Source organism: Tenggerimyces flavus (assembly GCF_016907715.1).
GTDB classification, from domain to species: domain Bacteria; phylum Actinomycetota; class Actinomycetes; order Propionibacteriales; family Actinopolymorphaceae; genus Tenggerimyces; species Tenggerimyces flavus.
Genome location: NZ_JAFBCM010000001.1, coordinates 6,072,769 through 6,097,861, shown reverse-complemented (window position 1 = coordinate 6,097,861; position 25,093 = coordinate 6,072,769). Strand labels below are relative to the sequence as shown.

The 25,093-nt window shown below is 68.0% G+C and carries 25 protein-coding genes; 17 read left to right on the top strand and 8 right to left on the bottom strand.

Going from position 1 to position 25,093, the window contains the following annotated elements; translation table 11 throughout:
* Positions 1 to 375: 375 nt before the first annotated feature.
* On the bottom strand, positions 376 to 1,629 hold the full coding sequence (locus JOD67_RS28690; RefSeq protein WP_205120820.1) for an HNH endonuclease signature motif containing protein: 1,254 nt from the start codon (positions 1,627 to 1,629) through the stop codon (positions 376 to 378).
* Between the two features lie 473 nt (positions 1,630 to 2,102).
* Between JOD67_RS28690 and JOD67_RS40505 the strand changes: the two genes are divergently transcribed.
* The 6 genes from JOD67_RS40505 (at position 2,103) to JOD67_RS28660 (ending at position 6,312) form a co-directional block, all read left to right on the top strand.
* Entirely contained in the window at positions 2,103 to 3,011 is a 909-nt protein-coding gene (locus tag JOD67_RS40505) for an RHS repeat-associated core domain-containing protein (protein WP_205120819.1), read from the top strand.
* Positions 3,008 to 3,361, top strand: a complete 354-nt coding sequence (locus tag JOD67_RS42485; protein ID WP_205120818.1) for a YwqJ-related putative deaminase — start codon at positions 3,008 to 3,010, stop codon at positions 3,359 to 3,361. The genes JOD67_RS40505 and JOD67_RS42485 overlap by 4 nt, the downstream gene beginning before the upstream one ends.
* A 47-nt stretch (positions 3,362 to 3,408) precedes the next feature.
* Entirely contained in the window at positions 3,409 to 3,774 is a 366-nt protein-coding gene (locus tag JOD67_RS28675; RefSeq protein WP_205120817.1) for a toxin-antitoxin system YwqK family antitoxin, read from the top strand.
* Between the two features lie 352 nt (positions 3,775 to 4,126).
* Positions 4,127 to 5,302 (top strand): pyocin-S2/colicin E7-DNase domain-containing protein, encoded by a 1,176-nt coding sequence (locus JOD67_RS42480; RefSeq protein ID WP_205120816.1) that lies wholly within the window; start codon positions 4,127 to 4,129, stop codon positions 5,300 to 5,302.
* On the top strand, positions 5,299 to 5,523 hold the full coding sequence (locus tag JOD67_RS28665) for a bacteriocin immunity protein (RefSeq protein ID WP_205120815.1): 225 nt from the start codon (positions 5,299 to 5,301) through the stop codon (positions 5,521 to 5,523). Before JOD67_RS42480 ends, JOD67_RS28665 begins: the two co-directional genes overlap by 4 nt.
* A 267-nt stretch (positions 5,524 to 5,790) precedes the next feature.
* The gene (locus JOD67_RS28660; protein WP_205120814.1) at positions 5,791 to 6,312 is read left to right on the top strand and encodes a hypothetical protein; all 522 of its coding nucleotides are present in this window, start codon (positions 5,791 to 5,793) and stop codon (positions 6,310 to 6,312) included.
* A gap of 3 nt (positions 6,313 to 6,315) precedes the next feature.
* Here JOD67_RS28660 and JOD67_RS28655 read toward each other — a convergent pair whose 3' ends face one another.
* The 5 genes from JOD67_RS28655 to JOD67_RS28635 form a co-directional block, all read right to left on the bottom strand.
* Positions 6,316 to 6,888 (bottom strand): DUF4291 domain-containing protein, encoded by a 573-nt coding sequence (locus JOD67_RS28655; protein ID WP_307782586.1) that lies wholly within the window; start codon positions 6,886 to 6,888, stop codon positions 6,316 to 6,318.
* A 232-nt stretch (positions 6,889 to 7,120) separates the two neighbouring features.
* Positions 7,121 to 7,594 carry a pyridoxamine 5'-phosphate oxidase family protein gene (locus JOD67_RS28650; RefSeq protein WP_205120812.1) on the bottom strand — a complete coding sequence of 158 codons (474 nt, stop codon included), beginning with the start codon at positions 7,592 to 7,594 and terminating at the stop codon, positions 7,121 to 7,123.
* Between the two features lie 13 nt (positions 7,595 to 7,607).
* Positions 7,608 to 8,153, bottom strand: coding sequence for a dihydrofolate reductase family protein (locus tag JOD67_RS28645; protein WP_205120811.1), 546 nt, complete (start codon positions 8,151 to 8,153; stop codon positions 7,608 to 7,610).
* A 34-nt stretch (positions 8,154 to 8,187) separates the two neighbouring features.
* Positions 8,188 to 8,451 carry a dihydrofolate reductase family protein gene (locus JOD67_RS28640; protein ID WP_205120810.1) on the bottom strand — a complete coding sequence of 88 codons (264 nt, stop codon included), beginning with the start codon at positions 8,449 to 8,451 and terminating at the stop codon, positions 8,188 to 8,190.
* Positions 8,448 to 8,798: a dihydrofolate reductase family protein gene (locus JOD67_RS28635; protein WP_205120809.1), complete on the bottom strand. Its 351-nt coding sequence runs from the start codon at positions 8,796 to 8,798 to the stop codon at positions 8,448 to 8,450. Before JOD67_RS28635 ends, JOD67_RS28640 begins: the two co-directional genes overlap by 4 nt.
* A 170-nt stretch (positions 8,799 to 8,968) precedes the next feature.
* On the opposite strand from JOD67_RS28635, the gene JOD67_RS28630 reads away from it, so the two are divergent.
* The 4 genes from JOD67_RS28630 to JOD67_RS28615 all read left to right on the top strand — a co-directional run bounded on the left by JOD67_RS28630 (position 8,969) and on the right by JOD67_RS28615 (position 15,210).
* A complete protein-coding gene (locus tag JOD67_RS28630) occupies positions 8,969 to 9,778 on the top strand; it encodes a methyltransferase domain-containing protein (protein WP_205120808.1) in 810 nt (269 codons plus the stop codon).
* Between the two features lie 23 nt (positions 9,779 to 9,801).
* Complete coding sequence (locus JOD67_RS28625) at positions 9,802 to 10,377, top strand: GNAT family N-acetyltransferase (protein WP_205120807.1); 576 nt, start codon at positions 9,802 to 9,804, stop codon at positions 10,375 to 10,377.
* A 170-nt stretch (positions 10,378 to 10,547) separates the two neighbouring features.
* Positions 10,548 to 14,261: a S8 family peptidase gene (locus tag JOD67_RS28620; protein ID WP_205120806.1), complete on the top strand. Its 3,714-nt coding sequence runs from the start codon at positions 10,548 to 10,550 to the stop codon at positions 14,259 to 14,261.
* A 64-nt stretch (positions 14,262 to 14,325) separates the two neighbouring features.
* The gene (locus JOD67_RS28615; RefSeq protein WP_205120805.1) at positions 14,326 to 15,210 is read left to right on the top strand and encodes a LysR substrate-binding domain-containing protein; all 885 of its coding nucleotides are present in this window, start codon (positions 14,326 to 14,328) and stop codon (positions 15,208 to 15,210) included.
* Here the strand turns inward: JOD67_RS28615 and JOD67_RS28610 are convergent.
* Positions 15,207 to 16,211, bottom strand: coding sequence for an aldo/keto reductase (locus tag JOD67_RS28610; protein ID WP_205120804.1), 1,005 nt, complete (start codon positions 16,209 to 16,211; stop codon positions 15,207 to 15,209). The two genes, JOD67_RS28615 and JOD67_RS28610, sit on opposite strands and share 4 nt — an antisense overlap.
* 163 nt (positions 16,212 to 16,374) lie before the next feature.
* Between JOD67_RS28610 and JOD67_RS28605 the strand changes: the two genes are divergently transcribed.
* The 4 genes from JOD67_RS28605 to JOD67_RS28590 all read left to right on the top strand — a co-directional run bounded on the left by JOD67_RS28605 (position 16,375) and on the right by JOD67_RS28590 (position 20,120).
* Positions 16,375 to 17,328 carry a cyclase family protein gene (locus JOD67_RS28605; RefSeq protein ID WP_205120803.1) on the top strand — a complete coding sequence of 318 codons (954 nt, stop codon included), beginning with the start codon at positions 16,375 to 16,377 and terminating at the stop codon, positions 17,326 to 17,328.
* Positions 17,329 to 18,046: 718 nt separating this feature from the next.
* Positions 18,047 to 18,808, top strand: coding sequence for a DUF8692 domain-containing protein (locus JOD67_RS28600; RefSeq protein WP_205120802.1), 762 nt, complete (start codon positions 18,047 to 18,049; stop codon positions 18,806 to 18,808).
* A gap of 111 nt (positions 18,809 to 18,919) precedes the next feature.
* On the top strand, positions 18,920 to 19,246 hold the full coding sequence (locus tag JOD67_RS28595; protein WP_205120801.1) for a hypothetical protein: 327 nt from the start codon (positions 18,920 to 18,922) through the stop codon (positions 19,244 to 19,246).
* 4 nt (positions 19,247 to 19,250) lie between these two features.
* Positions 19,251 to 20,120, top strand: a complete 870-nt coding sequence (locus JOD67_RS28590) for a hypothetical protein (protein ID WP_205120800.1) — start codon at positions 19,251 to 19,253, stop codon at positions 20,118 to 20,120.
* Here the strand turns inward: JOD67_RS28590 and JOD67_RS28585 are convergent.
* On the bottom strand, positions 20,101 to 22,815 hold the full coding sequence (locus tag JOD67_RS28585; RefSeq protein ID WP_205120799.1) for an AfsR/SARP family transcriptional regulator: 2,715 nt from the start codon (positions 22,813 to 22,815) through the stop codon (positions 20,101 to 20,103). The two genes, JOD67_RS28590 and JOD67_RS28585, sit on opposite strands and share 20 nt — an antisense overlap.
* A 126-nt stretch (positions 22,816 to 22,941) precedes the next feature.
* Here JOD67_RS28585 and JOD67_RS28580 point away from each other — a divergent pair, with 126 nt between their 5' ends.
* The 3 genes from JOD67_RS28580 to JOD67_RS28570 all read left to right on the top strand — a co-directional run bounded on the left by JOD67_RS28580 (position 22,942) and on the right by JOD67_RS28570 (position 25,083).
* Positions 22,942 to 23,520 (top strand): hypothetical protein, encoded by a 579-nt coding sequence (locus JOD67_RS28580; RefSeq protein WP_205120798.1) that lies wholly within the window; start codon positions 22,942 to 22,944, stop codon positions 23,518 to 23,520.
* Positions 23,521 to 23,570: 50 nt separating this feature from the next.
* Positions 23,571 to 24,479 carry an arginase family protein gene (locus tag JOD67_RS28575; RefSeq protein WP_205120797.1) on the top strand — a complete coding sequence of 303 codons (909 nt, stop codon included), beginning with the start codon at positions 23,571 to 23,573 and terminating at the stop codon, positions 24,477 to 24,479.
* A gap of 235 nt (positions 24,480 to 24,714) precedes the next feature.
* The gene (locus tag JOD67_RS28570) at positions 24,715 to 25,083 is read left to right on the top strand and encodes a hypothetical protein (RefSeq protein WP_205120796.1); all 369 of its coding nucleotides are present in this window, start codon (positions 24,715 to 24,717) and stop codon (positions 25,081 to 25,083) included.
* Positions 25,084 to 25,093: the final 10 nt, after the last annotated feature.

Here is a 25,093-nt window from a genome sequence, read left to right as displayed (position 1 = left end):
GGACGAGTCTCGCTACCGTTCCCAGCTGGTCATGTTTCGGAGTAGCTGGCACGGTCGCAGGGATCCCTGCTGGCGGACCCGCTCCTGACCATCCTCGCGCTGCCTGAAGGGCTTCTCGCCACCACTCCCGCGTGGACCGACACGACCAAGTGGGCAGCGCCGATCGTCCTCATACCGTCGATCACGGCATTCATGACCCTCGCCCTCGTCTATGCGACGCTGACAACCACACCCCCGGCCGCCGCGGGGGCCAATGATCATGTTTACATGATCATTTGCCGCTTTACGTGGGGTGGGCGCCAGGTAGGGGGGTGGTTGGCCGGGTGAGGTGCCCCCCAGCCGGCGGTCGGCGCTCCGCTGGCCCCGGCCGCCGCTCTAGGCGGCTGGGGTGAGGCGGTGGTGGCGGAGTGGTTGTTGGTGGGGGTCGATCCAGTCGGGGGGTAAGAACTCGGGTAACCCGTCGAGTGCGATGCGGACTTGCCAGGCGCCTTGGTGGATGAGGCGGTGGTGGTAGCCGCAGAGTAGGACCCCGTTGTCGCGGGTGGTGGGTCCGCCTTTGCTCCAGGGGGTGACGTGGTGGGCGTGGCACCAGCCGGGTGGGCGGTCGCAGCCGGGGAACGCGCAGCCGCCGTCTCGGAGCTCGAGCAGCCGGCGCAGTTTGCCTTGGAAGAGTCGCTGTTGGGTGTCGGTCAGCAGTGTGACTCTGCCGGGCTGGTCCTCGGGCTTGACCAGGTAGGTGAGGTCTGCTTCGCACATGAGTTGGTCGACGAGTTTGCGGGACAGTTCGATCCCGGTGTGCAGAGTCCGCCCACCCGTGCGGGTGACGGTCACCACCACCTGGGTCGGGTTCCCACCGTGGGAGGGAACGAGCCGCTCGGCGAGGAGTCGGCGGCAGGCCTCATCCAATGCGTCGACGTTGCGCTGTTCGGGGAGGCGGGTGTCACGTCCGTCGGGTCCGGGCTGCGGCGCCGCCAGCGGGTCGAGAACCAGCTTGAGGCGTTCCCCGACGAGTTTGGGGAGCCGGGCGGTGACCCGCCACGTGCCCGACGTCTCGTCGAAGGACATACGCAGGAACCGATCCCGTTCGGCGCTGGCCTCTTCCTGTTTGAGCTTCAACTCCAGGACCTGGTCAGCCAGGTCCGGCGCGACGGTCTCCAAGAGCCTGTTCCCGACCTTCGACAAGACTTTGGGGTCGAAGATGGCGGCATTCTTCAGCAGGGTCGCCTCCACCTCGGAGCGGAGTTCCGGGGTGGCGATGTGGGAGGGCAGCATCTGCACCACCCGGGAGATCACCCGCGCGTGACCTACAGACAGGTGGCCATCTGCCAACGCTTGCGCGGTGGCGGGCAACTCGGCGTCGAGATGAGAGGCCAGTTTCACCATCGCCCCCGCCTCGGCCGTCGGGACCCGGAGCTTGCCGGCGACCCACTGCGCGGTGTTCGCGGCACCGGCGGTGACGGCGAGGTTGCGGGAGTCGGCTTCGCGGATGAGTTCGAGCTGGCGGCCTTGGAGCTGGTTCAGCTGGGTGGCGTTGTCGAGGAGTGCGGTGGTGAGTTGGTCATCGGACATCGACCACGCCGACACACCATCGGCGGTGCCGGTGGTGTTCGAGCAGGTGGTCGATTCCATAGCAGAATTCTACCAGCCGGATCGGCTTAATGCCCAACCCAGCAAGGGCAATCCCCGGCTTCATCGAAACTACAAGAGACCGGGGGCTCCACAAGAGACCGCAACACGGCCACAGACCCAAGGCGCAGGCAGGCCTGTCCCGGGGAACTGTTCCGGGGGCGGGGGCGGCGCGTATGAAACTGGTGGCCGGGCCGGGGCGAGTCAAGGGCTGCGTAGCAGTCGCGTAGCGACGTCGCCCCGTCTGCGAAGCCGCCGCGACGCCCTTGACGCGCCCCGGACCGGCCACCACACTCGACCGCCGCCACAGCCCGACCAGCCGATTGCCCAAGCACAGTTGAGCAAAGCGACAGGGGACAGTACGCCCCCAAGGGGGCGATGGCAAAGAGGATGGGAGTGATGGCAGCCGGCGGCGCGATGCAGGAACGGCGAGGATCGGTGGTGCCGACCTGCGGCCGTGGTGAGGTGGCGGGCCGGTGGTGAAGTGGCAGCCGGGGATGGGGATGGAGTATGAGACCGGCACCCGTCGGCTGACGCGGGTCTCGGTCGATCCGACGAATCTGCCCGTCATTGCCGATCGCCGCTACGCCTACGACGAGGTCGGCAATGTCATTGCTGCCAGCGAGTACGCCGACCCGGCGACCGCAGATGACTTCGAGTGCTATCGCTACGACGGGCACCGCCGGTTGACCAACGCCTGGACCCGCACCGCCACCGGCAGCTGCGCCGACACACCCACATTGGCGGGTCTTGGCGGGCCGGCACCGTACTGGCACTCCTACGACCCATATACCGGCCTCTTCATGTCGGTGGATCCCATCAACGACGTCACGGATCTTCAGTCTCTTAACGCCTACAGCTATGGACGCAACAACCCCGCCACCTTCTCCGACCCCAGCGGCCTCATGAACGCCGACTACGAGGGCTACCTCGGCGGTGGGAGCCCGTATGCCCATGAGGCCGGTATGCAGGCGTACGAAAGGTACGTGCGTGACCATCCGCTGGAGGCCTCGGGCGGCCCGAGCAAGGTCACCCGAGCGGCGAACAAGTCGACGTTCAGTACGAGATCTGGAAAGGAAAAGGTAAGGAACGCCGGCGCCGGCATGGCGACAGGAACCTTTGGAGTCTTGACCTTGGCGACTGCCGGGCCGTTCGGCGCGGGCGCCATGATGTTCGGTTGGGATCCCGCAATGCCTATGCGGGATCTCTTCGCCCAGCACGGTGTAAACACGCGAGCTGGCGAATTCCAGATCGCCGAGGACCTAGGCCCACCGATCCCGGTCGCTGGAGCGGCAGGATTGAGCGCAAAGCTAGGCGTCAATGTGGCAAGCGTGGCGTCGCCGGGTATCTCGACGGGAGAGTCGATGCCGAGGCTGCGCGGATGATCGGCTCGCAGTCGAATCGGCGACGTGGGCCAGTTCTATCCGGTGCGATGGACCGTCAGACCGGCCAGGTCTTCTTTGGACAGAACACTGGCATCCCACGGCCATTGCACCCCGAGCTCGGGACAGCACTCAACAATTTCCGCGGGCCTGCAGCAGCTGGAAAAGGCGTACCCGGCGCCCATGCGGAAATCTATGCTGTCAGCGCAGGACTCCTCGCGCGCCAAGGATCGTCTATTTCGGACTTCTCGCTCTACAGCGTGCGCCTCCGGGGCACGGGTCAGGGGAGCCCGATTATAATGTGTCCCAACTGCTCGAGCCTTCTCAAGGGAGCTGAGGACCTAGTACGATGAACAATTCGCCGATCGTTCGCGATTCGGAATTGGACTACGATGCAGACTTGGTGACCAAGCTCAATGGGCAAGCTTTCACAGGCGTTGCCTACGAGGAGTCGCCGGACCTTGGGAGATCGGAGGTCAGCTACCGCGAAGGCGTTCAAGAGGGTCCTGCAAGGGACTGGTACCCGTCGGGGCTCCTGCAGGGCGAGTCGCACTACGTTCAGGGAGTCCTGCACGGCACTAGCCGTGAGTTCGACGAAAGCGGCCGTATAGTGGCTGAAGCCAATTACGAGTATGGGATCTGCCTTCTGGCACGCCGATTCAACTCGGAGGGGATTGTTATAGAGTCGGAGGAACTCGACCCGAACGAGGAGGCCGCGCAGCAGCTCGATCGACTGCGAGTTGAGTACCGGTGGGGTGTCCGATGACTAAGCCCTACCTTCCGATTCGAGGGAACAGGGCTTCGACACTTCGGCGCGCAGGCGGGGTACCAATTGAGCGCACGGCTCCGTCGACCTTGGCTGTGTCGACGCCCGCGAGTTCTTGGCCACCCGGTCACCCCTTGTGGAAGGACTCTGCCTAGATCCAGATTGATGTCGAGCGCGGCACGACGCACCTACCGTGACCGAGGGTGGGTCGACCTCGACACAGGTGTACGACGCCAATGGGAGCCTGCTGATCCCGTCGTGACCCGACCGAGACGATCCTCTACCTCGGTGATACCGAGCTGCACCGGTCGTCTGCTGGCGCGTTGTTCGGTGTGCGGTACTGCCGGGTTCGGTGGGAAGACGTCATGGTCCGGCCGACCGGTACGGGGCGGAACTGGCTGATCACCGATCAACACGACACCCCGCTGATCACGGTCCAGGCCGATACCCACACGGTCACTCGGCGCCGCGAGAACCCGTACGGCCGCCCCCGCACCGCCCCGCCACCTGGCCGTCCACCCGTGGCTTCGTCGGCGGAGAAACCGACAACCACACCGACCTCACACACCTCGGCGCTCGCGACTACGACCCCTACACCGGCCTGTTCGTCTCCGTCGACCCGGTGCTGGACCCGGCCGACCTGCAGTCGTTGAACGCCTACAACTACGCGAGCAACAACCCCACCACCCTGTCCGACCCCACAGGCCTGAGGCCGATGACCGAAGAGGACGGCTGTGTTGACTGCGGCTCACGCTCCACTGAACCGGGAGGTTGGAGCGCCTCCGGCGGACCCACGCCAGAGGAACAGCGAAGCAACAACGGCGGCGGGAACGCCGGCAGCCGGCATCGAGGCGATCGCCACAGCACCGGCGGCACCAGGACCGCCCGCCTCCCAGCGGCTATCGCTGATTTCAGTTCCATAACCAGGTCTCTACTAGATTGGATCCGCAACAGCAGCACTGGTAGCGACGCCGACCTTCTCGCTGTCGCCCCAACCAGCTGCGGCTTGCGCATGTTGGGAATGTGCGGCGGCGGCGGAAGTCTCGGCAGGATCCCCAGCGAAGTCAGCTCCGGAGGCTTCTTCAGTGTACTGAGGGATTACTTCGGCCGCCTCCTTGGCAAGACACCCAAACGCGCACCCGAAGCCGGCGCTGCGACAAAACCTTGGTTACGTGGTACACACGGTAACGCTGGTCGCGTTCCGGATTCGGTTAACACCGCTCTGAGCGGACGTAAGTTCAACTCATGGAAAGAGTTCCGAGGCGAGTTCTGGAGGGCCGTCAGCGCGGACCCGGCGCTGGCCGGGCAGTTCTCGGCGAGCAACCAGCGGCAGATGAGCCAGGGTCTTGCGCCGTTCGTCCACCCCGGTCAGAGGTATGGCGGGCGGTTGCGATATGAACTGCATCACGTGACCCCGCGATCACGTGGTGGTGGGGAGTTCGACCTCGACAACATCGTCGTCTCGACTCCGCGGTACCACGCCGAGATCCTCGATCCCAGATATCACTACGGAGGTGGACGACGATGAGTCCCGAGCGCGACCGCCTCATTGCTCTCGTCCGCAGGCTCATCTCGGGCGACTACCAGAGCGAGGCCGAGGCCGACAACGACGTGGCTGCGTTCGAGGCCGCCGTTCCGCATCCGAACGCGTCCGGCCTCATCTACTACTGGGATGAGGAGTTCGACCACGAGCCCAGTGCCGAAGAGGTTGTCGAGAGGGCAGTTGCCTACCGGCCGACGGAGCTATGAACCGTCGCTGCGTGGTAATTGACGGTTGTCTGGCATTGAAGTGTCGGACCAGGTGGCGCAGGCGAGCGCCTTGATGAAGGCGCGAACGGCGTTCTGGTGGCAGGCTCGAGGTGCACGAGGCCTCACGTTGGACGACGCGCCGGCCACCTACTACGAGGTCTGGACGCGGCACGAGCGCGTGGCGATCTACGGCTGCGAGCCGTCGCGTTCATCCGCGACCTGTCGGAGTTCGGGGCCCTGTAGCGTCATCATTCCGGGGAGTGGCTGTTGATCCCGCCTGAGGAACGGCGACATCTCAATCACGGGCCTCGTGCTGGTGAGCTGCCTGGTGGCAGCGGACTCATTGAAGTCGTGTTGACTTCCACGGTTAGCGCCGACGATGTCGTATCTCGAGCCAAGGAGGTCTTACTCGTTGTCGTTTCGATGACTGCTGAAGAGCTTGTCTCCGAGGCCGCGTGGGCTGGTCTGTTGCCGACGTGGTTCCTCGATGCATGCGCACCCGAGCAGTCTTCTGAAGAGGCGGCCGCATGGTTGGCCTGCTGGCGCGCGTTGGATCCCGACGCCAGGGAGCGTGCGGCTCGGGAGAGGCCGTGGAGCGTCGCCGATTGGTTGCACTGGCTCCAGCCGGAGGAACGACAGTGGTACTGGTGGGATGCGTTGGTCAAGGAGGAAGGCTCTGCCAGCGTCTGGGTCGAGGTATTGGGCTGGCCTGCGCCGTTGGGCGCATTCGAATGGTTGCTCCGAGCTGCAGGTGCGATCACCGTAGACATGAAGCAAACACTCAGCTGACGGTCAGATCGCTGCGCCGATGTTTGTAGCGATGTTGGGTGGCAGAGGGTAGGGCATCTCGGGCGGGAGCAGGTCCGATGCCTGCCTTGCGAGATGGCGAAGGTCGTGAGCGTGCTCGGTGATGTCGGTGATGTCGGTGATGTCGGTGACCCAGTCGTTGACGTACCGGCGAGCGGCGACGCCGCCGAGCCCGACTTGTAGGGAGCGCCACGGGAGCGGCTGGAGGGCGGTGCTTCGTTCTGGGTCCCACTGCACCCGTACGGGGCTGGTGAGCTTGCGCTCCACCCAGGTCTCATAGTCCGCGTAGACATCGGGGTCGAAGTGGCTGAGGCAGGCGAGTGAGAGCGCCTCCTCGAACCCGGCCCGGGTGATTCGGATCGACAGAATGCGCTCTTGTCCGCCCTTGGCGCCCCAGCCGGAGCGGTACATCATCCAGAGGAATGAAGGCTTGATCCACGTCATTCGTTCGAGCTTGAACGGCGCGACGAACGTCTTGGCGGCAACTGCGGGAGCCGCGATCGCCGGTGAGTAAGCCTGGTAGACAGTGATGGTGCTTTGGTCGAAAACAGCACGCACCTGCCGAAGTGGGGGCGTCATCGTGTTCAGCTGGCTTGTCCGGTGAGGTGTTGGCGAGCGTCGTGGCGTAGGAGTGCGCCTTCGATCAGGGCGCTGACGTGGGCTTGTTCGTCGGGGACGAGTTGGTCGAGGGCCTCGAGCTAGAGGCGGAAGGACGTCGAGCGTGGGCTGGCTGGTTCCTGCTTCGCATCGGCGGACCTGGGTACATTCAGTGTCTTGCAGTGGGCTGGCGTCAGCTGAGGTCCACGGTCATGCGACGGTCAGTGCCTGTGCCGTATTGGGGGTGGCGGCCGGGGATGTGGATGGAGTGTTCGCTGACCTGGGCTCGGTAGAGGCGCCACTTCTCGGGGGCACTCAGTTCTGCCGCGGTGAACTGTCTGAGTCCGGGGAACCGTGTCCACGTCACGGCGTCGAGACAGCCATGCAACTCCTCGTCCGGGACGACCTCTGCCCGCGCGATCAGGTAGACCGCCTGGCCGCTGCCGATCTCTGCCGCTGAGTCGAAGACGACCATGCTGACTTCGGGCCGCTCGGCGAGGTTCTGCGAGTGGTGTGACTCGACCGACGACACCCAGTAGACGGTCGAGTAGCCGTCCGGCGAGAAGTACACCGGCGACACCCGGGGGCGGCCGTCTGGGTCCACGGTTCCGAGGACCATGTAGCGGTTGCTGTCGATCAGGTGCTTGGCCAGCACGTCGGGTTGCATGCCTTCTCCTGCCTCAGGACGCGGGTCTGTACGTCAGTGCGAGGTTGCCTCGTGGGAACGATTTCACGTCGACCAGCTTCAGCTTCGTGGACTGGGTGAACAGCGGGCGGCCGCCGCCGTGGGCGATGGGGTTGATCAGCAGGTGGTACTCGTCGACGAGATCGGCCTGGACGAGTGCTTGGGCGAACCGTACGCCACCGTGGGCGAGGATCGGGCCGCCGTCCTGCGCCTTGAGGGCCGCGATCTCGGTGGCGAGGTCTCCGGAGCAGACCGTGGTCTTCTCCCACGGGGTGTCGATCGGGCTGCGGGAGAAGACGACCTTCGGGATCCTGTTCATCGCGTCGGCCTCGGGGCCGTCGGTGTACGGCCAGTGTCCCGCCATCTCGCGGTACGCCTGGGCACCCATCGCGTGCACGCCGGCGCTGCCGAGCACTTCGGTCATGTGCGCGACGAACTCCTCGTCTTCGTCGTACTCCAGGAAGAAGTCTTCGGGCACGTTGGTTGGGGGTGCGGCGTAGCCGTCGAGGGACAGGCTGTTGCGGAGAATGAGAGAACGCACGAGAAACTCCTCAGGAGGGGGATCGGACGACTGCTCAGTCCTTGGCGACGTCGTAGGTGAGGTGCGTCGCCCGCGGCGACTCGGTGACGGTCCGCTGGACCAGTGTGGTGCGGCCGGCGACCTCGAACAGTCGCGTGCCGCCGCCGAGTACCAGCGGAGACAGATGAATGCGGAGCTCGTCGACCAGCCTCGCCGCCAGGCATTGGTCGATGACGTTCGCCCCGCCCATGATGACGACGTCCTTGTCGCCCGCGGCCGCCTTGGCCTGCTCGACGGCGGCCTCGACGCCTTCGGTCACGAAGCGAACCTCGACGCGAGCCGCACCGAGATGGGCGGTACGTGGGTGACGACGAAGCACGGAGGCGCGGCCGACTGGTCCTGGTCGTAGCCGTACCCGACGTCGTCGCTCCAGCCGTTCGGTCCGTCCACGATGTCGTACAGTCGCCGCCCCAACACCACCGCGCCGGTCGCCGCGAAGCTGCTCGCCAGCACCTCCTCGTCAACGGCAGAACGGGGCTCCTCGAGCACCCACGCGTGGATCGCGTCACCGCCGACGCCGACGCCGAGGCCGTGGTCCTGGTCCGGAGCTGGTGCGGTGACATAGCCGTCCAGCGACATCGAGATGTCGGCGATCACCTTGCTCATGTGACTCCTTCAGAGCTTCGTTGGGCCGGAGTAGGAGCATCGCGCTGTTCGCGCGAAGAGAACATCGGCCAGGTGGCCAAGCCGCGGCCGAGGTTCGCCCGCTGGCTGTGTGAGATGTCCCATCTCCCGTCGTCATGGCGCGCGTGGCCTACGAGGTCGACCATAGGGCGATGACCTCCTCGCCCCGTCCGCCGCACGGCGGGTATCTGCTGGACAACGCGCGCGCCGAGGCGGGCGAGCGGTTCGTGTGGCTGGCTGAGCTGTTCGACGGTGTCACGCGCGGGCACTTCGAACGGCTGGGGGTCGGGGCTGGCTCGCGTTGCTGGGAGGTGGGGGCCGGTGGCCCCAGCATCCCGGAGGCGCTCGCGGCGGCCGTCGGTCCGACCGGGCACGTCCTGGCCACGGACCTCGACCCGTCGTGGCTGAAGGCAGGCGGCGGGTACGAGGTACGCCGGCACGACGTCGGCGCTGATCCGGCCCCCGAGCCGGGGACGTTCGACCTGGTGCACGCCCGGCTCGTGCTGGTCCACGTACCCGACCGGGCTCGGGCGTTGGCCACGATGGCGGCAGCGCTACGGCCCGGCGGCTGGCTGTTGGTCGAGGACGCCGACACCGCGCTGCAGCCACTGGCCTGCCTGGACGACAGCGGCCCCGCGCAGCGGCGGGCCAACCGGCTGCGCGACGCGATCCGGGAGCTGCTGGCGGGCCGCGGTGCGGACCTGCGCTACGGCCGGACACTGCCGCGAGCACTGCGTGAGGCCGGCTTGGTCGAGGTCGCCGCGTCGGGCTCGTTCCCGGTGGGCGGGCTCGCCTGTGACCGGCTGGAGGAGTCGACGATCCGGCACGTGCGCGGCAAGCTGCTCGCGGCCGGTTTGGCCGACGACGCCGAGATCGACGCGCACCTGGCCGCCATCCACGCCGGCGAGCTCGACCTGACCCTCGCGCCGCTGATCTCGGCCTGGGGACGCCGTCCGGACTAGCGCGGCGCTGGCATGCTTGCGCGGTGAGTCCAGAGGAGCAGGTCGATCCGTTCGAACGGCGTTCCCCGCTGAGCGTGCGCATCGTGCACCTGACTGCGCCGGTGTTCCGCGCCCTGGTCGACGGTGACCTGCCGGCCGCGAACCTGGCGAGCCCCGTGCCGCTCTCGGCGTACTTCGCCGGCCAGGAGTGGCGAGGGGTCTGGCAGATGCGCCGCAAGCAGGTCGAGGAGGACCCGGCCAGCGCGGCATGGGTGACCGGGGTGATCTGGGACGAACGGCAGCAGCTGGCCGTCGGTCGAGCGGGCTACCACGCGCCGCCCGATGCGGCGGGGATGGTGGAGATCGGCTATGCGGTCGACCCGGCGTACCGACGACGCGGGTACGCCCGGGCGGCGCTGGAGGTCCTGCTCCAGCGTGCGGTTCGCGAGCCACGGGTACGTACGGTGCGGGTGACCATCAGCCCGGACAACGATGCCTCTCACCAGTTGGCCTCGCAGTACGGCTTTGTCGAGGTGGGTGAGCAATGGGACGACGAGGACGGCCTGGAGATCATCTACGAGGTCGACCTTCGCCCCCGTGACGGGGAGCTCCTCGACTGACGGACGTGCGCCGCGGTGTGGCGAAGCTGAGACATGACGCTGAGTCGACAACCTTTGTGGTGGACCGACCGGTTTTCGCTGATGGACATTGACATTGGACGTTTCGGACCTGTTCATCCGCTTGGTGGGGAGCCATACCTGTGCCGCATCTACGCCCGACGCTTGCCGTCGTGGCCTCCGTCGGAGTGCTCAGCGCCCTCGTGCTGAACGCTCCGGCGGGTCACGCCGCCCCCGACCCCGCGCCGGCCCAACAGACAGCGCCGGCCGGCGCGAAGTCCTACACGCTCACGCTCGTGACCGGCGACGTCGCGCGCCTGTCGGTGCTCCCGGACGGCCGGCAGTCCGCCACCCTCGTCCCGCAGGCCGGAAAGCCAGGCAAGGTGAGCGCCGGCTATCAGACCAGCCTCGTCAAGGGCGACTTGCGCCTGGTCCCGGCCGAGGCCTACCCGTACCTCGCCGCCGGGCGTCTCGACCCCGAGCTGTTCAACCTGACCTCGCTCGTCGAGCAGGGGTTCGCCGGCCGTACGTTGCCGCTGCTGCTGACCCCGACTGCCGCGAACGCACGGGCGCGCAAGGCGCCGGTGATGCCGAAGGCACTCGCGCGGCAGCGTACGTTCTCCTCGATCGCCACCCTCGCGGTCACCCCGCTCGACGGCCAGGTCCGGACGTTCTGGGAGTCCGTCGACGACGACCGCCGGACGGTACGACCCACACTGGCCAACGGTATCGACAAGATCTGGCTCGACGCCCGCGTCAAGGTGACGCTGGACAAGAGCACGAAGCAGATCGGCGCCGACAAGGCTTGGCAAGCCGGTCTTGACGGCAAGGGCGTGAAGGTCGCGGTGCTCGACACCGGGTACGACCAGGCGCATCCCGACCTGAAGAAGAGCGTGCAGTCCTCGAAGAGCTTCGTCCCCGAGGAGTCCGTCCAGGACCTCCAGGGACACGGGACGCACGTCGCCTCCACGATCGCCGGCTCCGGCGCCGCCTCGACCGACGGCAAGGTACGCAAGGGCGTCGCGCCCGGTGCGAGCCTGCTCGTCGGCAAGGTGCTCGACAACACCGGGTCGGGCTACGACTCGTGGATCCTCGGCGGCATGGAGTGGGCCATCGCGAACGGCGCGAAGATCGTCAGCATGAGCCTCGGCGGCGCCGTTCCGTCCGACGGCTCCGACGCGCTCAGCCAGGCCGTCGACACGATGTCGGCGAACTCCGGGACGCTGTTCGTGATCGCCGCCGGCAACGCCGGTCCGAACGCCACGACGGTGACGTTCCCCGGTGCCGCGACGTCGGCGCTCACTGTCGGCGCGGTCGACCGCGACGGAGCGCTGGCCCCGTTCTCCAGCCGCGGCCCCCGGCTCGGTGACCGCATGGTCAAGCCCGAGGTGACCGCACCAGGCGTCGGCATCGTCGCCGCCCGTGCGGCCGGTACGCACATCGGCGGCGACGTGAGCGAGTACTACACCGGCCTGTCCGGTACGTCGATGGCCACGCCCCACGTCGCGGGCGCCGCGGCGATCGTCGCGCAGAAGCACCCCACCTGGACCGGTCAGCAGCTGAAGAACGCGCTGATCTCGAGCGCACGACCGAGCACGAAGGCCTCCGCGGCGGAGCAGGGTCTCGGGCTCGTCGACATCCCGGCCGCCCTGAAGGGCAACGTGGTCGGCACCCCGTCCATCGCGCTCGGCACGATCGCGTGGACCGGCACCGAACGGCCGAAAGCCGAGCGCACCCTGAGCTACACCAACACCGGAAACCGAGAGGTCACGGTAAGGCTGTCGGCCGACGTCGCGAACATCGCGTACGGGCGGCACCCCGACGCCCGCGTGCGGTTCTTCCCGAGCACGTTGAAGATCGCGCCCGGCAAGACCGCGACCGCGACGGTCGCGCTCGACGTCGACGGGACGAGGCCGGGCACGTACGCCGGCCGGCTCGTCGCGCGCAGCAGCAACGGCACGAACGTGCAGACCGCGTACAGCGCGGTCGTCGAAGGCGAGCTGAACACGATCACGGTGGACGTGACCGACCGCCTGGGCAGGCCGGCCGACGGTGCCCTGACCTCCCTGGTCGTGCAGAGCATCGACGCGGAGGAGCTGACGGCCTACGCGATCGATGCCGGCAAGGCCGTCGTGCAGGTGCCGGACGGCAGGTACTCGCTCACGGTGTTCGCGACGACCGAGGACGAGGAGGAGTACCCGGAGTCGATGACGCTGTTCGCCAAGCCGGAGCTCGAGGTGCGGGGTTCGACGGCCGTACGCTTCGACGCCCGTACGGCCGAACGCGTCAACCTCTCCACGCCCAAGGAAGCGGACCCGAACGCCTTCATCATCGCGTGGCACCGCGGTGTCAACGGCAAGCACGCGCTGCTCGGCTGGACCCTGTTCGGCGGCACCACCAAGGAGGTCTACGTCGGTCACGTCGACCGGCCGCGGACCGGCACCTTCGAGGTCACGCACCGGTGGGACCTCGAGCAGCCGCTGCTCAGCGTCGACGTGCTCGGCGAGGGTGGCTTCAAGGTGCCCTCTCCGGACGGACAGTGGGGAACGCACTTCGTCGGGAACGCGGTGCTGCGCATCGTCGACGCGGGTACGGCGACGCCGGCGGAGCTCGCCAATGCCAACGTCGCGGGAGCCGTCGCACTCGTGCGATGGACGAGCTACCAGAACACGCGGGCACAGATCGAGGCGACCGCCGCGGCGGGCGCCAAGGTGATGCTGCTGTGGCGGGACGCTCCCGGCTACTGGAGCGACGGCGTGTGGGAGGGTCCGATTCCCTTCTACACCGTGCAGTACGAGGGCGGCCGCCGCCTGTACGACCTGCTGGTGAAGGGCGAACGGCAGGCCAAGCTCGCCGGCGTGTCGGACTCGACGTACCGCTACGACCTGATGTTCGTCGAGCGCCAGGTCCGCGGGCCGATCAACTACGACGCGCGGAAGCTGCCGATGGCGACGATCACCACCGACTTCCACCAGCACGCGAAGAAGGTCGGGAAGTCGGAGTCGCGCTCGGCGTGGGTCGAGGGCAACCCGGTCGGCTACCCGATCACGCGTCAGGTCAAGGCGCCCTTGCACCGTACGGACTACGTCAACGCCGGCGTCTGGTCGACCTCGACGACCGCCGACCTGTGGGACTGGGTCGGCTCCGAGTTCGGCCTCAACCAGGAGCTGGGACGCGGCGACACCGCGCACCAGGACGTGTGGGGCGCGATCACCCGTCCCGGCATCCCGGACGTCGTCGGCGGTGAGGCGGACGGTCTGCCCGTGGCGAGGTACGAGGACGCGATCCGGGCGCTGATCCCGCCGTTCGTCTCCGGCGACGCGACGACGTACGGCTGGAACGACAACCGTGGCCTGCAGAGCAAGTCCACGTTGTCGCTGCACCGCAACGGCAAGCTGGTCGAGTCGTTCGCCGGGTCGGCCGGCAAGTTCCCGGTGCCGGCGGCGTCCGCGCGGTACGAACTGCGGTACGACGTCACCCGGCTCCCGGCGTCGTGGGCGAACACCTCGACGGCGACGCGGTCGGTGTGGAGCTTCACCTCCGGGCACGTGCGGACGCGGAAGGTGCTCCCGCTGCTGCAGGTGCGGTACGACCTCGACGTCGACCTGCAAAACGCGGTGTCGCGAGCAGGCGGCGCGGCGCTGACGCTGCGTCCGGGCTACCAGCCCGGCGCCAGTGGGCCGGGCCGGATCCAGCTGCGGGCGGAGGTGTCGTACGACGGGAACACGTGGCGCACGGTCGGCACCTCCGGCTGGAACGCGCCGCTGAAGGCGAAGCTGCCGAAGGCCCCGGCCGGTGCGACCGAGGCCACGCTGCGGGTGACCGCGGCCGACCGCGGCGGCAACAAGCTGGTGCAGACGATCGAGAACGCCTGGCACCTGAAGTAGCGGAACGGGGGCCAGCGCGTGGGCGCGCCGGCCCCCGTTCGTTCTCGTGGCACCATCGTTGCTTGTGGAACTGCAGCAGCTGCGTACGTTCGTCGCCGTGGCCGAGGACCTGCACATGGGTCGGGCCGCGCGTCGCCTGCATCTCGCGCAGCCCACGTTGAGCCGGCAGATCGCCGCACTGGAACGCGAGCTCGGCGTGGAACTGTTCAGCCGTGCTCACCGCCGCTTCCAGCTCACCTCGGCCGGTATTGCGTTCCTGGCCGAGGCTCACGCGATCCTCGAACGGACCGACAGCGCGAAGCAGCACGCCCAACGAGCCGCGCGAGGTGAGATCGGCGTCGTGCGGCTCGGCTTCGTCCAGTCGGCGACGTACGACGCCCTTCCCCGGTTGGCCAAGCAGTTCCGCGCCGAGTGCCCAGACGTGCGACTGGACGCTCGACCGATGACGACGTTGGAGCAACTCCCCGCGCTGACCAACGACGAGCTCGACGTGGGCTTGCTCCGCCCACAGCAGCCGGTTCCTGCCGCGGATCCGCACCCGGGTCTGCGGTTCCGCGTGCTCTCGCGCGACTCGATGGTGGTGGCGTTGCCGACCGGGCATCGCCTCAGCCGGCGGCGCAAGCTGGCGTTGACGCAGCTGTCAGGCGAGCCGTTCATCCTGCATGGCAAGGAAGTTGGCTCGACCGGCTTCGACCTGATCGTCGAGCGGTGTGCGCACGCAGGGTTCACACCGGACGTGATCCATCACGCCCACAACACGGCGACGATCGTCGCGCTGGTGGGTGCGGGCCTCGGCATCTCGATCCTGATCGGCCCACCGCCTCCCATCGATCCCGCGCTCGTGGTGTTCCGACCGCTGACCGACGAGCTGCCCACGTGGGACCTGGCGCTGGTCTGGTCCCCGGACAACCCGTCGACCCCGTTGGCTCGGTTCCTCGCGATGGACTAGGCCAGGGTCCGCGCCCAGAGCAGAACGTCGTACGGGTGTGGGATCCGAGGCTCGCTGACGGCGTTCAGCCGGCTCAGCTGCTCGTCGGTGAGCGACCACCCGAGGACGCCGAGGTTGTCCTCGAAGTGCGCGAACGTTCGGGCGCCGATGATCGGCGCGGTCACACCGGGGCGTTGCATCACCCAGCGCAGCGAGACCTGAGCCACGCTCTTGCCCGTCTCCTTGGCGATCTCGGTGACGGTGTCGAGGACCGTCCACGTGTGCTCGTTCGCGTACCGCGACCAGGCCCAGTCGCCGCTGTCATCCAACCGTTCGATGCGCGTCTGAGGCAACGGTTGGGTCATGCCGCGGCGGTACTTCCCGGTGAGCATGCCCATCCGCAGCGGGCTCCAGGCGATGAGACCGAGACCTTCCTCCTGGCAGAGCGGAACGAGCTCCCACTCCGTGTCGCGGTCCAGCAGGTTGTAGAGCGGTTGCACGCAGACGTACGGCTCCCAACCGTGCTGGCGGGACAGATCGATCGACTTCTGCAGCTGCCAACCGCTGTGGCTGCTCGCACCGATGAAGCGGACCTTGCCGCTGGCGACGAGTTTGTCCAGCGTGGACAGGGTTTCCTCGAGCGGCGTGTTCTCGTCGAAGACGTGGGTCTGGTAGAGGTCGACATAGTCGGTGTCGAGCCGGCGAAGGCTCGCCTCGACCGCGGCGAGGAGGTGCTTGCGGCCGTTCCCCCGGTCGTTGCCGCCCCGCCCGACGCGATGGAAGACCTTCGTCGCGACCACGAAGTCGTCTCGCCGTCTGCGCTTGAGCCAGCGGCCGAGGATCTCCTCCGAGGCGCCTCCGGTATAGCCGTTGGCGGTGTCGATGAACGTGCCACCCGCTTCGGCGAACGCGTCCAGCATCTGATGGGCGACCCGCTCGTCGGTGTCGCCTCCGAACGTCATGGTGCCGAGGCACAGTTCTGTGACCCTGAGTCCGGTCCTGCCGAGTGATCGTTGCTCCACGAGGTCGACGCTAGGCCAGCACCCTCGATGCGTCCAATGCAAGATAGTGGCCGAATCGATGCGCCAGACGGATCAAAGCCCGCCGGCTTCGAGCCACCGCGAAGCTGGCGGATAGCCTGCCCGCGGTGTCTCGAACCGCGTGACCGGAGGAGTCGATGCAGCGATGACGGCAGGACGGCCGATGCCCACTCAGGACGACGTGCTGGGGTACTTCGACACGCTGTCGAACTGGGGGCGGTGGGGCGACGACGACGAGCTCGGCACGCTGAACCACATCACCGACGACGTTCGGCTGGCCGCTGCGCGGGCCGTTCGCCACGGCAGGAGCGTGTCCTGCGCGTGGGAGATCGCCGTGCCGGGGGAACTGGAGCGGTCGACGACGGTGTGCCCGTACGCCGTCGAGATGCCGGGGGCCGAGGGCATGCCGCCCGCGTTCCACGCCGACCGGCGGTGGGGCTTCTCGAACGAGCGGCTGGGCATCGCGTACCACGGCAACACCATCACCCACCTCGACTCGCCGTGCCACCTCTTCTGGGACGGCAAGATCTACAACGGGCGGTCGCACTCGCTGGTCGACGCCGAATCGGGATCGGGGTGGGCGGCCGTCACGGCGGCGGCGAACGGGATCGTCACGCGCGGCGTCCTGCTGGACGTCGCGAAGGTCCGCGACGCGCCGTGGTTGGAGCCGGGGGAGGGCGTCCATCCCGAGGATCTCGAGGAGGCCGAGCGTCGCCAGGGTGTCCAGGTGCGGTCCGGCGATGCGGTCTTCCTGCGGACCGGCTACGGCCGCGCACGGCACGAGGCCGGCGCGACGTTCAGTTTCACGCAGGCCGGTTGGCACGCGTCCTGCCTGCCCTGGTTGCACGAACGGGAGGTCGCGGTGATCGCCGCCGACACCCCGCAGGACGTTCAGCCGTCGGGGTACGCGGACGTGTTGATGCCCGTGCACGCCGTGAGCCTCGTCGCGATGGGTCTGTGGCTGCTCGACAACTGTGACCTGGAGGCCTGCGCGACGACGGCCGCCGAGCTCGGCCAGTGGGACTTCCACCTCGCGCTCGCGCCGATGCGCCTCGCCGGTACGTCCGGCAGCCCGGTCAACCCGATCGCCACGTTCTGAGCCACGCCGCTTGGTCATCGGGTCGAACCCGATGACCAAGCGGGGAAGGTCGTTCAGCCTCGGAAGGTACGGGTCGTGCAGGCGTACCGAGCTGTGCCCGCGCCGTTCTGCGCGCAGATGGTGCGGGCGTAGGTGGCGGACTCGCGATTGATGACCTCGTAGCCGCGTAGAAGCATCCCCTCTCACCGTCGGTCGAGAGCACGATCCGCCTGACGAGGACCTTGGAGGCGACCGGCCGCCACGCGTCCCAGACACCCTTGTTCGTGTCCGAGTGGTAGTAGCCGGTCCGGCCATAGCCGGCAGAGGTTTGCCCGCACCGCCTTACCCAGTGGTCGAACTGACGCCAGCTCGGTCCACACTTCGTCACGACCGAACCCGGCTCGGGCACGAACCCGCTGGAGGCCTCGGACGGATGCGCCGCCCCGGCGGTCTGCCCAAGGCCGACCAGCAACAGAGCCATCAACGGCAGCGTCGCCAGTGCTGCGAGCACCGTTCGGGCGCGTCGTCCGATCATCGTCATCCCCCTCGGTAGCGGCGGCCCTGGAGGCGGCGCCGCCGCACAGTCTGCGCCATCCGTACGCCCAGTCCCAACCGTCGGGCTCCGGGCCGAAGGGTTTCCGAAGCTCGGTCGAACCGGCCCCCGCGGAACGTCCGCATGAGGCGACTCTCATTGGCCGGCGCGGGCGGTGGGGGCCCGGTGGCTCTAGAATCGCGAGGCATGGTTCATCGGGGGTTGGTCGATCCGTCACCTACAGGTCCACTGGTCGACACTGACAGGCCGCGCTGGCTGCCGCCGCCAGGCGTGCTCGTGGTCGCCGGCGTCACCGCTGTGCTGTTGTTCGTCGACCTGGTGATCAAGGGGTACGACCGGTACTTCGAGCGGGTCACGGCGCTCAAGGCGGTCTTCGACGTCGGCGGTGAGGGCAACGTCGCCGCCTGGTGGAACGCGACACTGCTGCTCGGCGTCGCCGCGATGGCGTTGCTCGTGATGGCGCTCACCGGCCCGAAGGGCGCGCGCCGGTCGTGGCTGGCGGTGGCTGTCGCGGTCACCCTTCTCGCCCTCGACGAGACGATCTCCCTGCACGAACGGCTCGGTCAGCCGGTCGGCGCGTGGGCTCAGTCGAACGCGGTCAGCTTGCCGACGTACGCCTGGGTGCTGCCCGGTGCTCTCCTCGCCACGGTCGGGTTGGTGCTGTTCGTGCTGTGGGCACGGTCTCTGCCGCCTGGTCTGCGGTACGGACTCGTCACCGCGCTCATCCTGTACCTCTCCGGCGCGCTCGTGGTCGAGGCCGCCAACGGCTGGTTCAAACATCACGGCGCGAGCCTGCGCTACCTGCTCGGCACCAGCGTCGAGGAGACACTGGAGATGGGCGCCTGCGTACTCGCCCTCGGTGTCCTGGCCCGGGCCTTGACGTTCGCCACCGACCCCTCGACCGGCGCCCTGAGCGTGCGACTTCGGCAGGGAGCGGGCCCCTCGTAATCCCCGGCGCCGACTTGCGTCGAAGTCGCGTCAGAGTCGCGTCAGTGACGGGTGCAAGCCTTGCTGGTCGACCAGGCAGCCCGCCTGGATGGCCGACCGAGGAGACCACCCATGCCGACCATCGTCATCGACGCCATCGAGGACGTCGGTGTCACCGAACTGCCCAACCTGGCCTCGAAGCTGAGGTCCACGGCTGGCGGTGTCCGGGGCGCCGAAGGAGTCAGAGGCCTCTTTCGTGACGACTGGGGCCCGCCGCTCTCGTCGGACTGGGAGAACGCCTGCTACGGCCTCTACGTCGTTCTCACCACCTCGGCGGAGTACCTCGACGAGGCAGGGCACCTGCTCAAACAGATCGCTGACAGGTATCGGGCAGTGGAAGACGTTGGCGTGCAATCCATGCCCGCCGACGAGTTCTCCACCGAGAGCGGAGCGCAGTGACCCGATGAACGACGACAGCTACGCGCAGGATCTGTACGCGGCCTACTGCGACCTCGTGCAGGCGGCGGGCGACGCCATCGTCGCCTATCTACGAGAGAACATGATCTCCGAGGTCCTCGACGGAGAGCTCGACGAGCTGGCGGCCAAGTTCACCGACTCGTGGGAACGCGAGTTCGGCCCGTACACCTGGTTCAGCATCGACGACGTCTCCGACGTCGCGGGCGACAACCTCACCCCCGACTTCGCGGAGAGCCTTCCCGGCGCTCTCGGGGCCGAGCTCCGGGATCAGGGGACGACCCTCGAGTCGCTCAATCTCGAGCACCTGTGGACAGGACCCGCTGGGAGCAGCTACGACACGTACCGCAAGGACGTCACGAACGCGGTGTACTGCCAGATCGAACTGGCGACCACCCTGAAGGTGCTCGCGCAGGCGCAGGCCCGACTGGTCGCGGCCGCGCGGGAGGGTGCGCTGCAGATCTGCCGGCAGACCACGGCATCGCTGCGCAAGGAGGAGGAACAACAGGACACCAAGCGCCGGGAACGGGTGGCGACGATCGTGGAGCTGTTCACGACCGTGACCCAGGGTGGTGGCGGCGGCGGGAAGAGTGGCGGCATCGCCACCGCGGTCGGCGAGGCGATGAAGGGCATCGGCAAGCTGGCGGCTCAGGAGATCAAGTTCGTCGAGGGCGACACCCCGTACACCATCTACGACGCGATGATCGAGGCCCTGAACCAACACAAGGAGCGCCTCACCGAGGACGCTGGCCACATCTCGGCTTCCCTGCTGGCCTTCCAGAGCACGCTCGACTGGCCCGACGTCAACCCGCTCCGGGTGCGGGTCGGGAACCAGCAGATCACTCCGGGGACGCGGTGAGACCGTCGAGCCTGCGTCGGAGGGTGAGGGCTTCCTGCCAGTGGCGTTGGGCTTTGCCGGCCTCGTCGGCGGCTTCGTGGGTGTCGCCGAGGCGTTCGAGAACCGCGGCCTCGTTGCGCACGTTCCGCAGCTTGCGGAACAGCTCGAGGGACGCGCGCAGGTGCTTCTTCGACAGGGCGAAGTCACCGGTCTTCAGGTAGATGAAGCCGAGGCGATCCAGCGCATGGGCTGATCCGTTGTCGTCGTCGTTCGCCCGAGTGAGACGTACCGCCTTCATGCCGGTGGCGAGCGCTTCGGCGTGGTTCCCCAGCAGGGCTTGGAAGTGGGCGATCGTGGTGTACGACCGGCCGATTCCCAGTGCGTGCCCGGCCCGTTCGAATCGTTCCAGCACCGACCGCGCGTACGCGAGTCCGCCCACATAGTCGGAACGGGTGAGGCAGAGGTGGGTGAGGTGCCATTCGGCGAAGCCGGCCCATTCCGGCGACCCTGCCGCCTCCAGCAGCTCGACCGCCCGCGCGACGTGGTGGGGGACCTCGTCGGTCTTGTCCACCTGGAGGCACGTACGGGCCAGGTTGCTGTGCGTCCGACCCCAACCGACCAGGTGGCCATCGGCCTCGGCCGCCGGCAAGGACAGTCGCAGGCAGCGTTCGGCATCCGCCCACAGGTGCCGGCGGTCGAAGTGGAACATCGCGTCGTGCGTCATCCGCCACGTGTGCGCGTCGAACCCGCGCTCCGCGGCGACCTCGATGATCCGGACCAGGTTGTCGTGCTCGGTCAGGTACCAGTCCAGCGCGGAGTCGGCATCGGTTGGCTCGGTGACGACGACGCCCGGAACGGGAGGAGGTGGTGGCAGGTCGGCGAACGCCGGGCTGATGAGCGTTCCTGCACAGTGACCGGAGTGCAGGTAGTGGTCCAGGAGTCGCCGGAACGCGTCGGCGCGCGCCGAGTCGGCGTCAGCGAGCTCGGTGGCGTAGACGCGTAGCAGGTCGTGGAAAGCGTACCGGGCGTCCGCGCGTTCCTCCAGGAGGTGGACGCGGGTCAGATCATCAAGCAGGCGGCGGGATTCGGCGATCGGCTCGCCGAGAAGACTCGCGGCCGTGTCGATGCCGAACGAGGCGCCGGGGTGAACGCTGAGCAGCCGGAACGCCCGCGCGGCCGGAGCGGCCAGGTAGTCGTACGACCACCGGAAGACCGCCCGCAGATCCGTGTCGAGCTCGCCCGTGGAGAACGCGTCCAACGTCGGCCCCGCGTCGGACAACTGCGAAGCCAGTAAGGACAACGGCCGGTGCGGGGTGATGGCGGCACGCGCGGCGACGATGGCCAACGCCAACGGGAGCCGGCCACACGAGGACACGATCCGGTCGAGCACCGGCGAGTCCGGTACGTCGAGCCGCTGCCGAAGCAGGTCGCGCGCTTCGTCCGGTTCCAGCACCTCCAGCGCCAACGGATGCGCGCCGCTCGCTGTCACCAGGCTGGCCAGCTGCGTACGGCTCGTCACGACGGCGCGGCACGAAGGCCCGGCTGGCAACAGCGGCGCCGCATGGGACGAGGACAGCGCGTTGTCGACCACCACGAGCAGCCGTCGCTCGGCCGTCAGGCTCCGATAGAGAGCGAGCTGAGCATGGCTGTCGGCAGGCAGCACCTCCGACCGCACACCCAACGCGTGCAGGAATCCGCGTACGGCGGCGTCGGAAGACAGCGGCTGTCCCGAAGGGTCGAAGCCACGCAGGTTCACGTACAGCTGCCCATCCGGGAACCGCGACGCCACACCGTGCGCCCAGTTCAGTGTCAACGTCGTCTTGCCAACCCCCGCGGCACCCGCGACGACCGCGACCCGTATCGACGAGAGCAGGACGTCGAGCTCTGTCAAGGCTGCCTTGCGCCCAACGAACCAGCTGAGATCCGCCGGAAGCTGCCGCGGCACATGGTCGTCCAACGACGCGGGATCGCCCAAGCCGCCCAGGATCTGCTCGTGCAGCCGCCGCACCGAAACGGACGGCTCGATGCCCAGCTCCTTGTCGAGCAGCCGATACAACTGCCGGTACGAGGCCAGCGCCTCAGCCTGGCGACCCGCTCCTGCGAGCGCGCTGAGCCGCAGCTCCCAGTACCGCTCGCGCAACGGGTACTGCTCGGTGAGCGTCTCCAACTCGCTCACCACCGCATCGTGGCGGCCGAGCGAGAGCTCCGCGGCGAGGCACTGCTCGGTCACCGCGAGCCGCAGCTCGGTCAGCTCGGCGGCGTGCTGCCGTACGCACGGCAGGTCAACGCCCGTGAACGGATCCCCACGCCACAAGGCCAAAGCCGACCGCAACGTCGCCACCGCGGTCAGGCAGTCGCCGCCAGACAGGGCTTCCCGACCGGACGCCGCCAGTCGCTGGAACCGGAACAGATCGACGTCCTCGGGATCCGCCGTCAGCCGATAGCCGTGGGACCCACGCTCCACCGCGGCGCCAGCTCCGGTACCAGCCTCGGCACCGTCGAGGACGCGGCGCAACCGGTACACGCACGAGTGCAACGCTCCGACAGCCGCGCCGGTCTCGTCGCCCCAGACCTCCGACAGCAATCGATCCGGCGCGACGTCGCGGTTCAGGTCCACCAACAGAACCACCAGAACGCTGAGCGCCCGAGCCGCCCCGACGTCGACCCGCGAACCGTCCGCCCAGACCTCGACCGGCCCCAGTAGCCGGAACTCCATGTGTTCACCCCCATGACCACAGGAAGGCCTCAGCCTACAGGGATGGCCATATTTCGGAGATGTCTCCCACATCTCGTACTCATCGCTTCGCGATATGTTCGGGTCGCCCAGCTGAGGGAGGCGGCCATGCTTCTTCCGAACCGGTCTGAGGTTCTGGCGATCGTCGGCGCCTGGGGTGACGGCGAGGACCCGGTCCCCGAACGCAGACGCTCCTACAACGAGCAGCTGGACGAGCTCAGTGCGATGCGCCGCCGCGTCGTCGCATTGCCCGACGGGAGCGAGAAGGAGCGCTTGCTCGTCGAGCTGACGCGGCGGCAAGCCCGGGTCGAGGCGTTCCGTACCGAGACGACGCTTGTCGAGGCACGCCACATCCTCGCGGAGGCGAAGGCGGCTGCCAACGTAGCGCAGGCAGACCTCGAGGCGATCGAGGCCGCCCTGGGTGAAGCGCGGGCCGAGGCCGAACGATCCGACGACCTGGCCGAGGTGGCCGCGACTCTCCTGCGGGGCTTACTCCGGCACCGGCCGTTCCCGTCCGACAACCGTGAGATCGCTGTCGTTGTCATGCTGCACCTGCTCGCCTGGAACGGACGAGATCTCGATCCTGGTTTGGAAGAACGCCTCGAGTCGATCGACGAGCACGCGCCGCGGGATCTCGCCGAACTGCGGAGAGTAGGCCTGCGCGAACGGCCGGATCCCTCGACGTAACCACCAGCTCCGGAAGCGGATCGTCCGGAACTCCACCTAACGTGGAACGCATGAACGCGAACACGACATCGTGGGGACTGTTGGGAGTTCCGTCGAGCGCGGCGGCGCACTGGCCGGGGCAGGAGAAGGCGCCAGCGGCGTTGCGGCAAGCAGGGTTGATGGAGCTTCTGCGCAAGGCCGGGCTCGAGGTCGACGACTACGGCGACCGCCCGGTGGTGCGATGGAGGCCGCATCCGGTCGAGCGCCGGCCGCACAACCTGAGCCAGGTGTTGGACGTTCTGTCCGACGCCCGAGCCCACATCTCCCAGATCATCGAGGCCGGCAGGACGCCGCTCGTCGTCGGCGGCGAGTGCACGTTGGCGATCGCGCTCTACAGCGCCGCGGTCGCCGCCGACGAGAACGTGGCGCTGGTGTACTTCGACGGCGGCCAGGACCTGATCAACGACCCCGACAATCCCGAGAGCGTGCTGGATGGGCTCGGAGTCGGGCACCTGCTCGACCTGCCGGGTACGGCCTCGGCGTTGGCGGGCTTCGGGCCACGCCGCCCGTTGCTGAGCCCGGAACGGCTGTGCTTCTTCGGGTTCGACGAGCCGGAGGAGGATCGGGACGGTCTGGTCCCGAGTCCTCGATTCCCGGCCGCGGACGTGAGGGCCGATCCGCGGCACTCGGCGCGCCGGGCGCTCGCGGCACTCGGCGCGGATCGCTTCGTCGTGCACTTCGACGTCGACGTGATCGACTTCTACGACCTGCCCGCCGCCGACGTACCGCTGCTGAACAAGGGCCTGACGACCACCGAGGCGATGGCGGCGCTGTCGGAGTTCGTGTCGAGCCCGGGCTTCGCCGGGATGACGTTCGCCGAGTTCAACCCCGACCACGGCGAACCGGACGGCTCGACAGCCCGCGTACTCGCCAAGGCGCTCGCCGGAGCCCTGGCGAACGAGGTCGTTGCCGCCAAGTAGCGCCGGTCATCGTGGTCGCCTTACCCGGCCAGTGGCCGCTCTACCTGGCGTCCACCCCACGTAAAGGGGCCAATGATCAGGTAAACATGATCATTGGCCCCAGGGCGGGGGCGGGCGGGCCAGGCAGGTCGAACCAAGGGCCGGACGAAAGATCGAGGCCAGCCACAGCCGTCGCGCCATGGCGGCGCCAGCGCCCTTTGCGAGGATCCATGCCACGCGAGGGAAAGAGGTTCAGATGAGCGCTGGCATGAAGACCTGGGTCAGGAAGGTCACCGTTCTGGCGGGCATGTCCGCCGCACTGGTGGCGGGAGGGCTCGTGGGTACGGGGCCTGCCATGGCGCAGCCGGCCGAGGTGGCGCCGTTGGCCGTCAACTGCGTGGACGCGGGTCCGCCTTCGCCCAACTTCTACCGGGACTCGAAGTACCTGAACCCCAACGCCTGCGCGAAGTGCCGCGAACGGGGCACCTACCTCGAGAGCACCGGCAGATGGGACGCCCACTGCCAGAACCTTTACAACCCCGCCGGCACCCTCACCGCCGTCGGCCTCTGGCTCCGCTGCGTGGCTTGCCGGCCCACCACGGCGGTCCTGCTGGAACTCGGCTAGCAACGTAGGG

Bases quoted from the DNA above. Each gene is read 5' to 3' on its own strand.
- JOD67_RS28690 (WP_205120820.1), bottom strand. From the start codon at position 1,629: ATGGAATCGACCACCTGCTCGAACACCACCGGCACCGCCGATGGTGTG.
- JOD67_RS42485 (WP_205120818.1), top strand. From the start codon at position 3,008: ATGATCGGCTCGCAGTCGAATCGGCGACGTGGGCCAGTTCTATCCGGT.
- JOD67_RS28665 (WP_205120815.1), top strand. From the start codon at position 5,299: ATGAGTCCCGAGCGCGACCGCCTCATTGCTCTCGTCCGCAGGCTCATC.
- JOD67_RS28650 (WP_205120812.1), bottom strand. From the start codon at position 7,594: ATGCAACCCGACGTGCTGGCCAAGCACCTGATCGACAGCAACCGCTAC.
- JOD67_RS28635 (WP_205120809.1), bottom strand. From the start codon at position 8,798: ATGAGCAAGGTGATCGCCGACATCTCGATGTCGCTGGACGGCTATGTC.
- JOD67_RS28630 (WP_205120808.1), top strand. From the start codon at position 8,969: ATGACCTCCTCGCCCCGTCCGCCGCACGGCGGGTATCTGCTGGACAAC.
- JOD67_RS28605 (WP_205120803.1), top strand. From the start codon at position 16,375: ATGACGGCAGGACGGCCGATGCCCACTCAGGACGACGTGCTGGGGTAC.
- JOD67_RS28600 (WP_205120802.1), top strand. From the start codon at position 18,047: ATGGTTCATCGGGGGTTGGTCGATCCGTCACCTACAGGTCCACTGGTC.
- JOD67_RS28595 (WP_205120801.1), top strand. From the start codon at position 18,920: ATGCCGACCATCGTCATCGACGCCATCGAGGACGTCGGTGTCACCGAA.
- JOD67_RS28590 (WP_205120800.1), top strand. From the start codon at position 19,251: ATGAACGACGACAGCTACGCGCAGGATCTGTACGCGGCCTACTGCGAC.
- JOD67_RS28585 (WP_205120799.1), bottom strand. From the start codon at position 22,815: ATGGAGTTCCGGCTACTGGGGCCGGTCGAGGTCTGGGCGGACGGTTCG.
- JOD67_RS28580 (WP_205120798.1), top strand. From the start codon at position 22,942: ATGCTTCTTCCGAACCGGTCTGAGGTTCTGGCGATCGTCGGCGCCTGG.
- JOD67_RS28575 (WP_205120797.1), top strand. From the start codon at position 23,571: ATGAACGCGAACACGACATCGTGGGGACTGTTGGGAGTTCCGTCGAGC.
- JOD67_RS28570 (WP_205120796.1), top strand. From the start codon at position 24,715: ATGAGCGCTGGCATGAAGACCTGGGTCAGGAAGGTCACCGTTCTGGCG.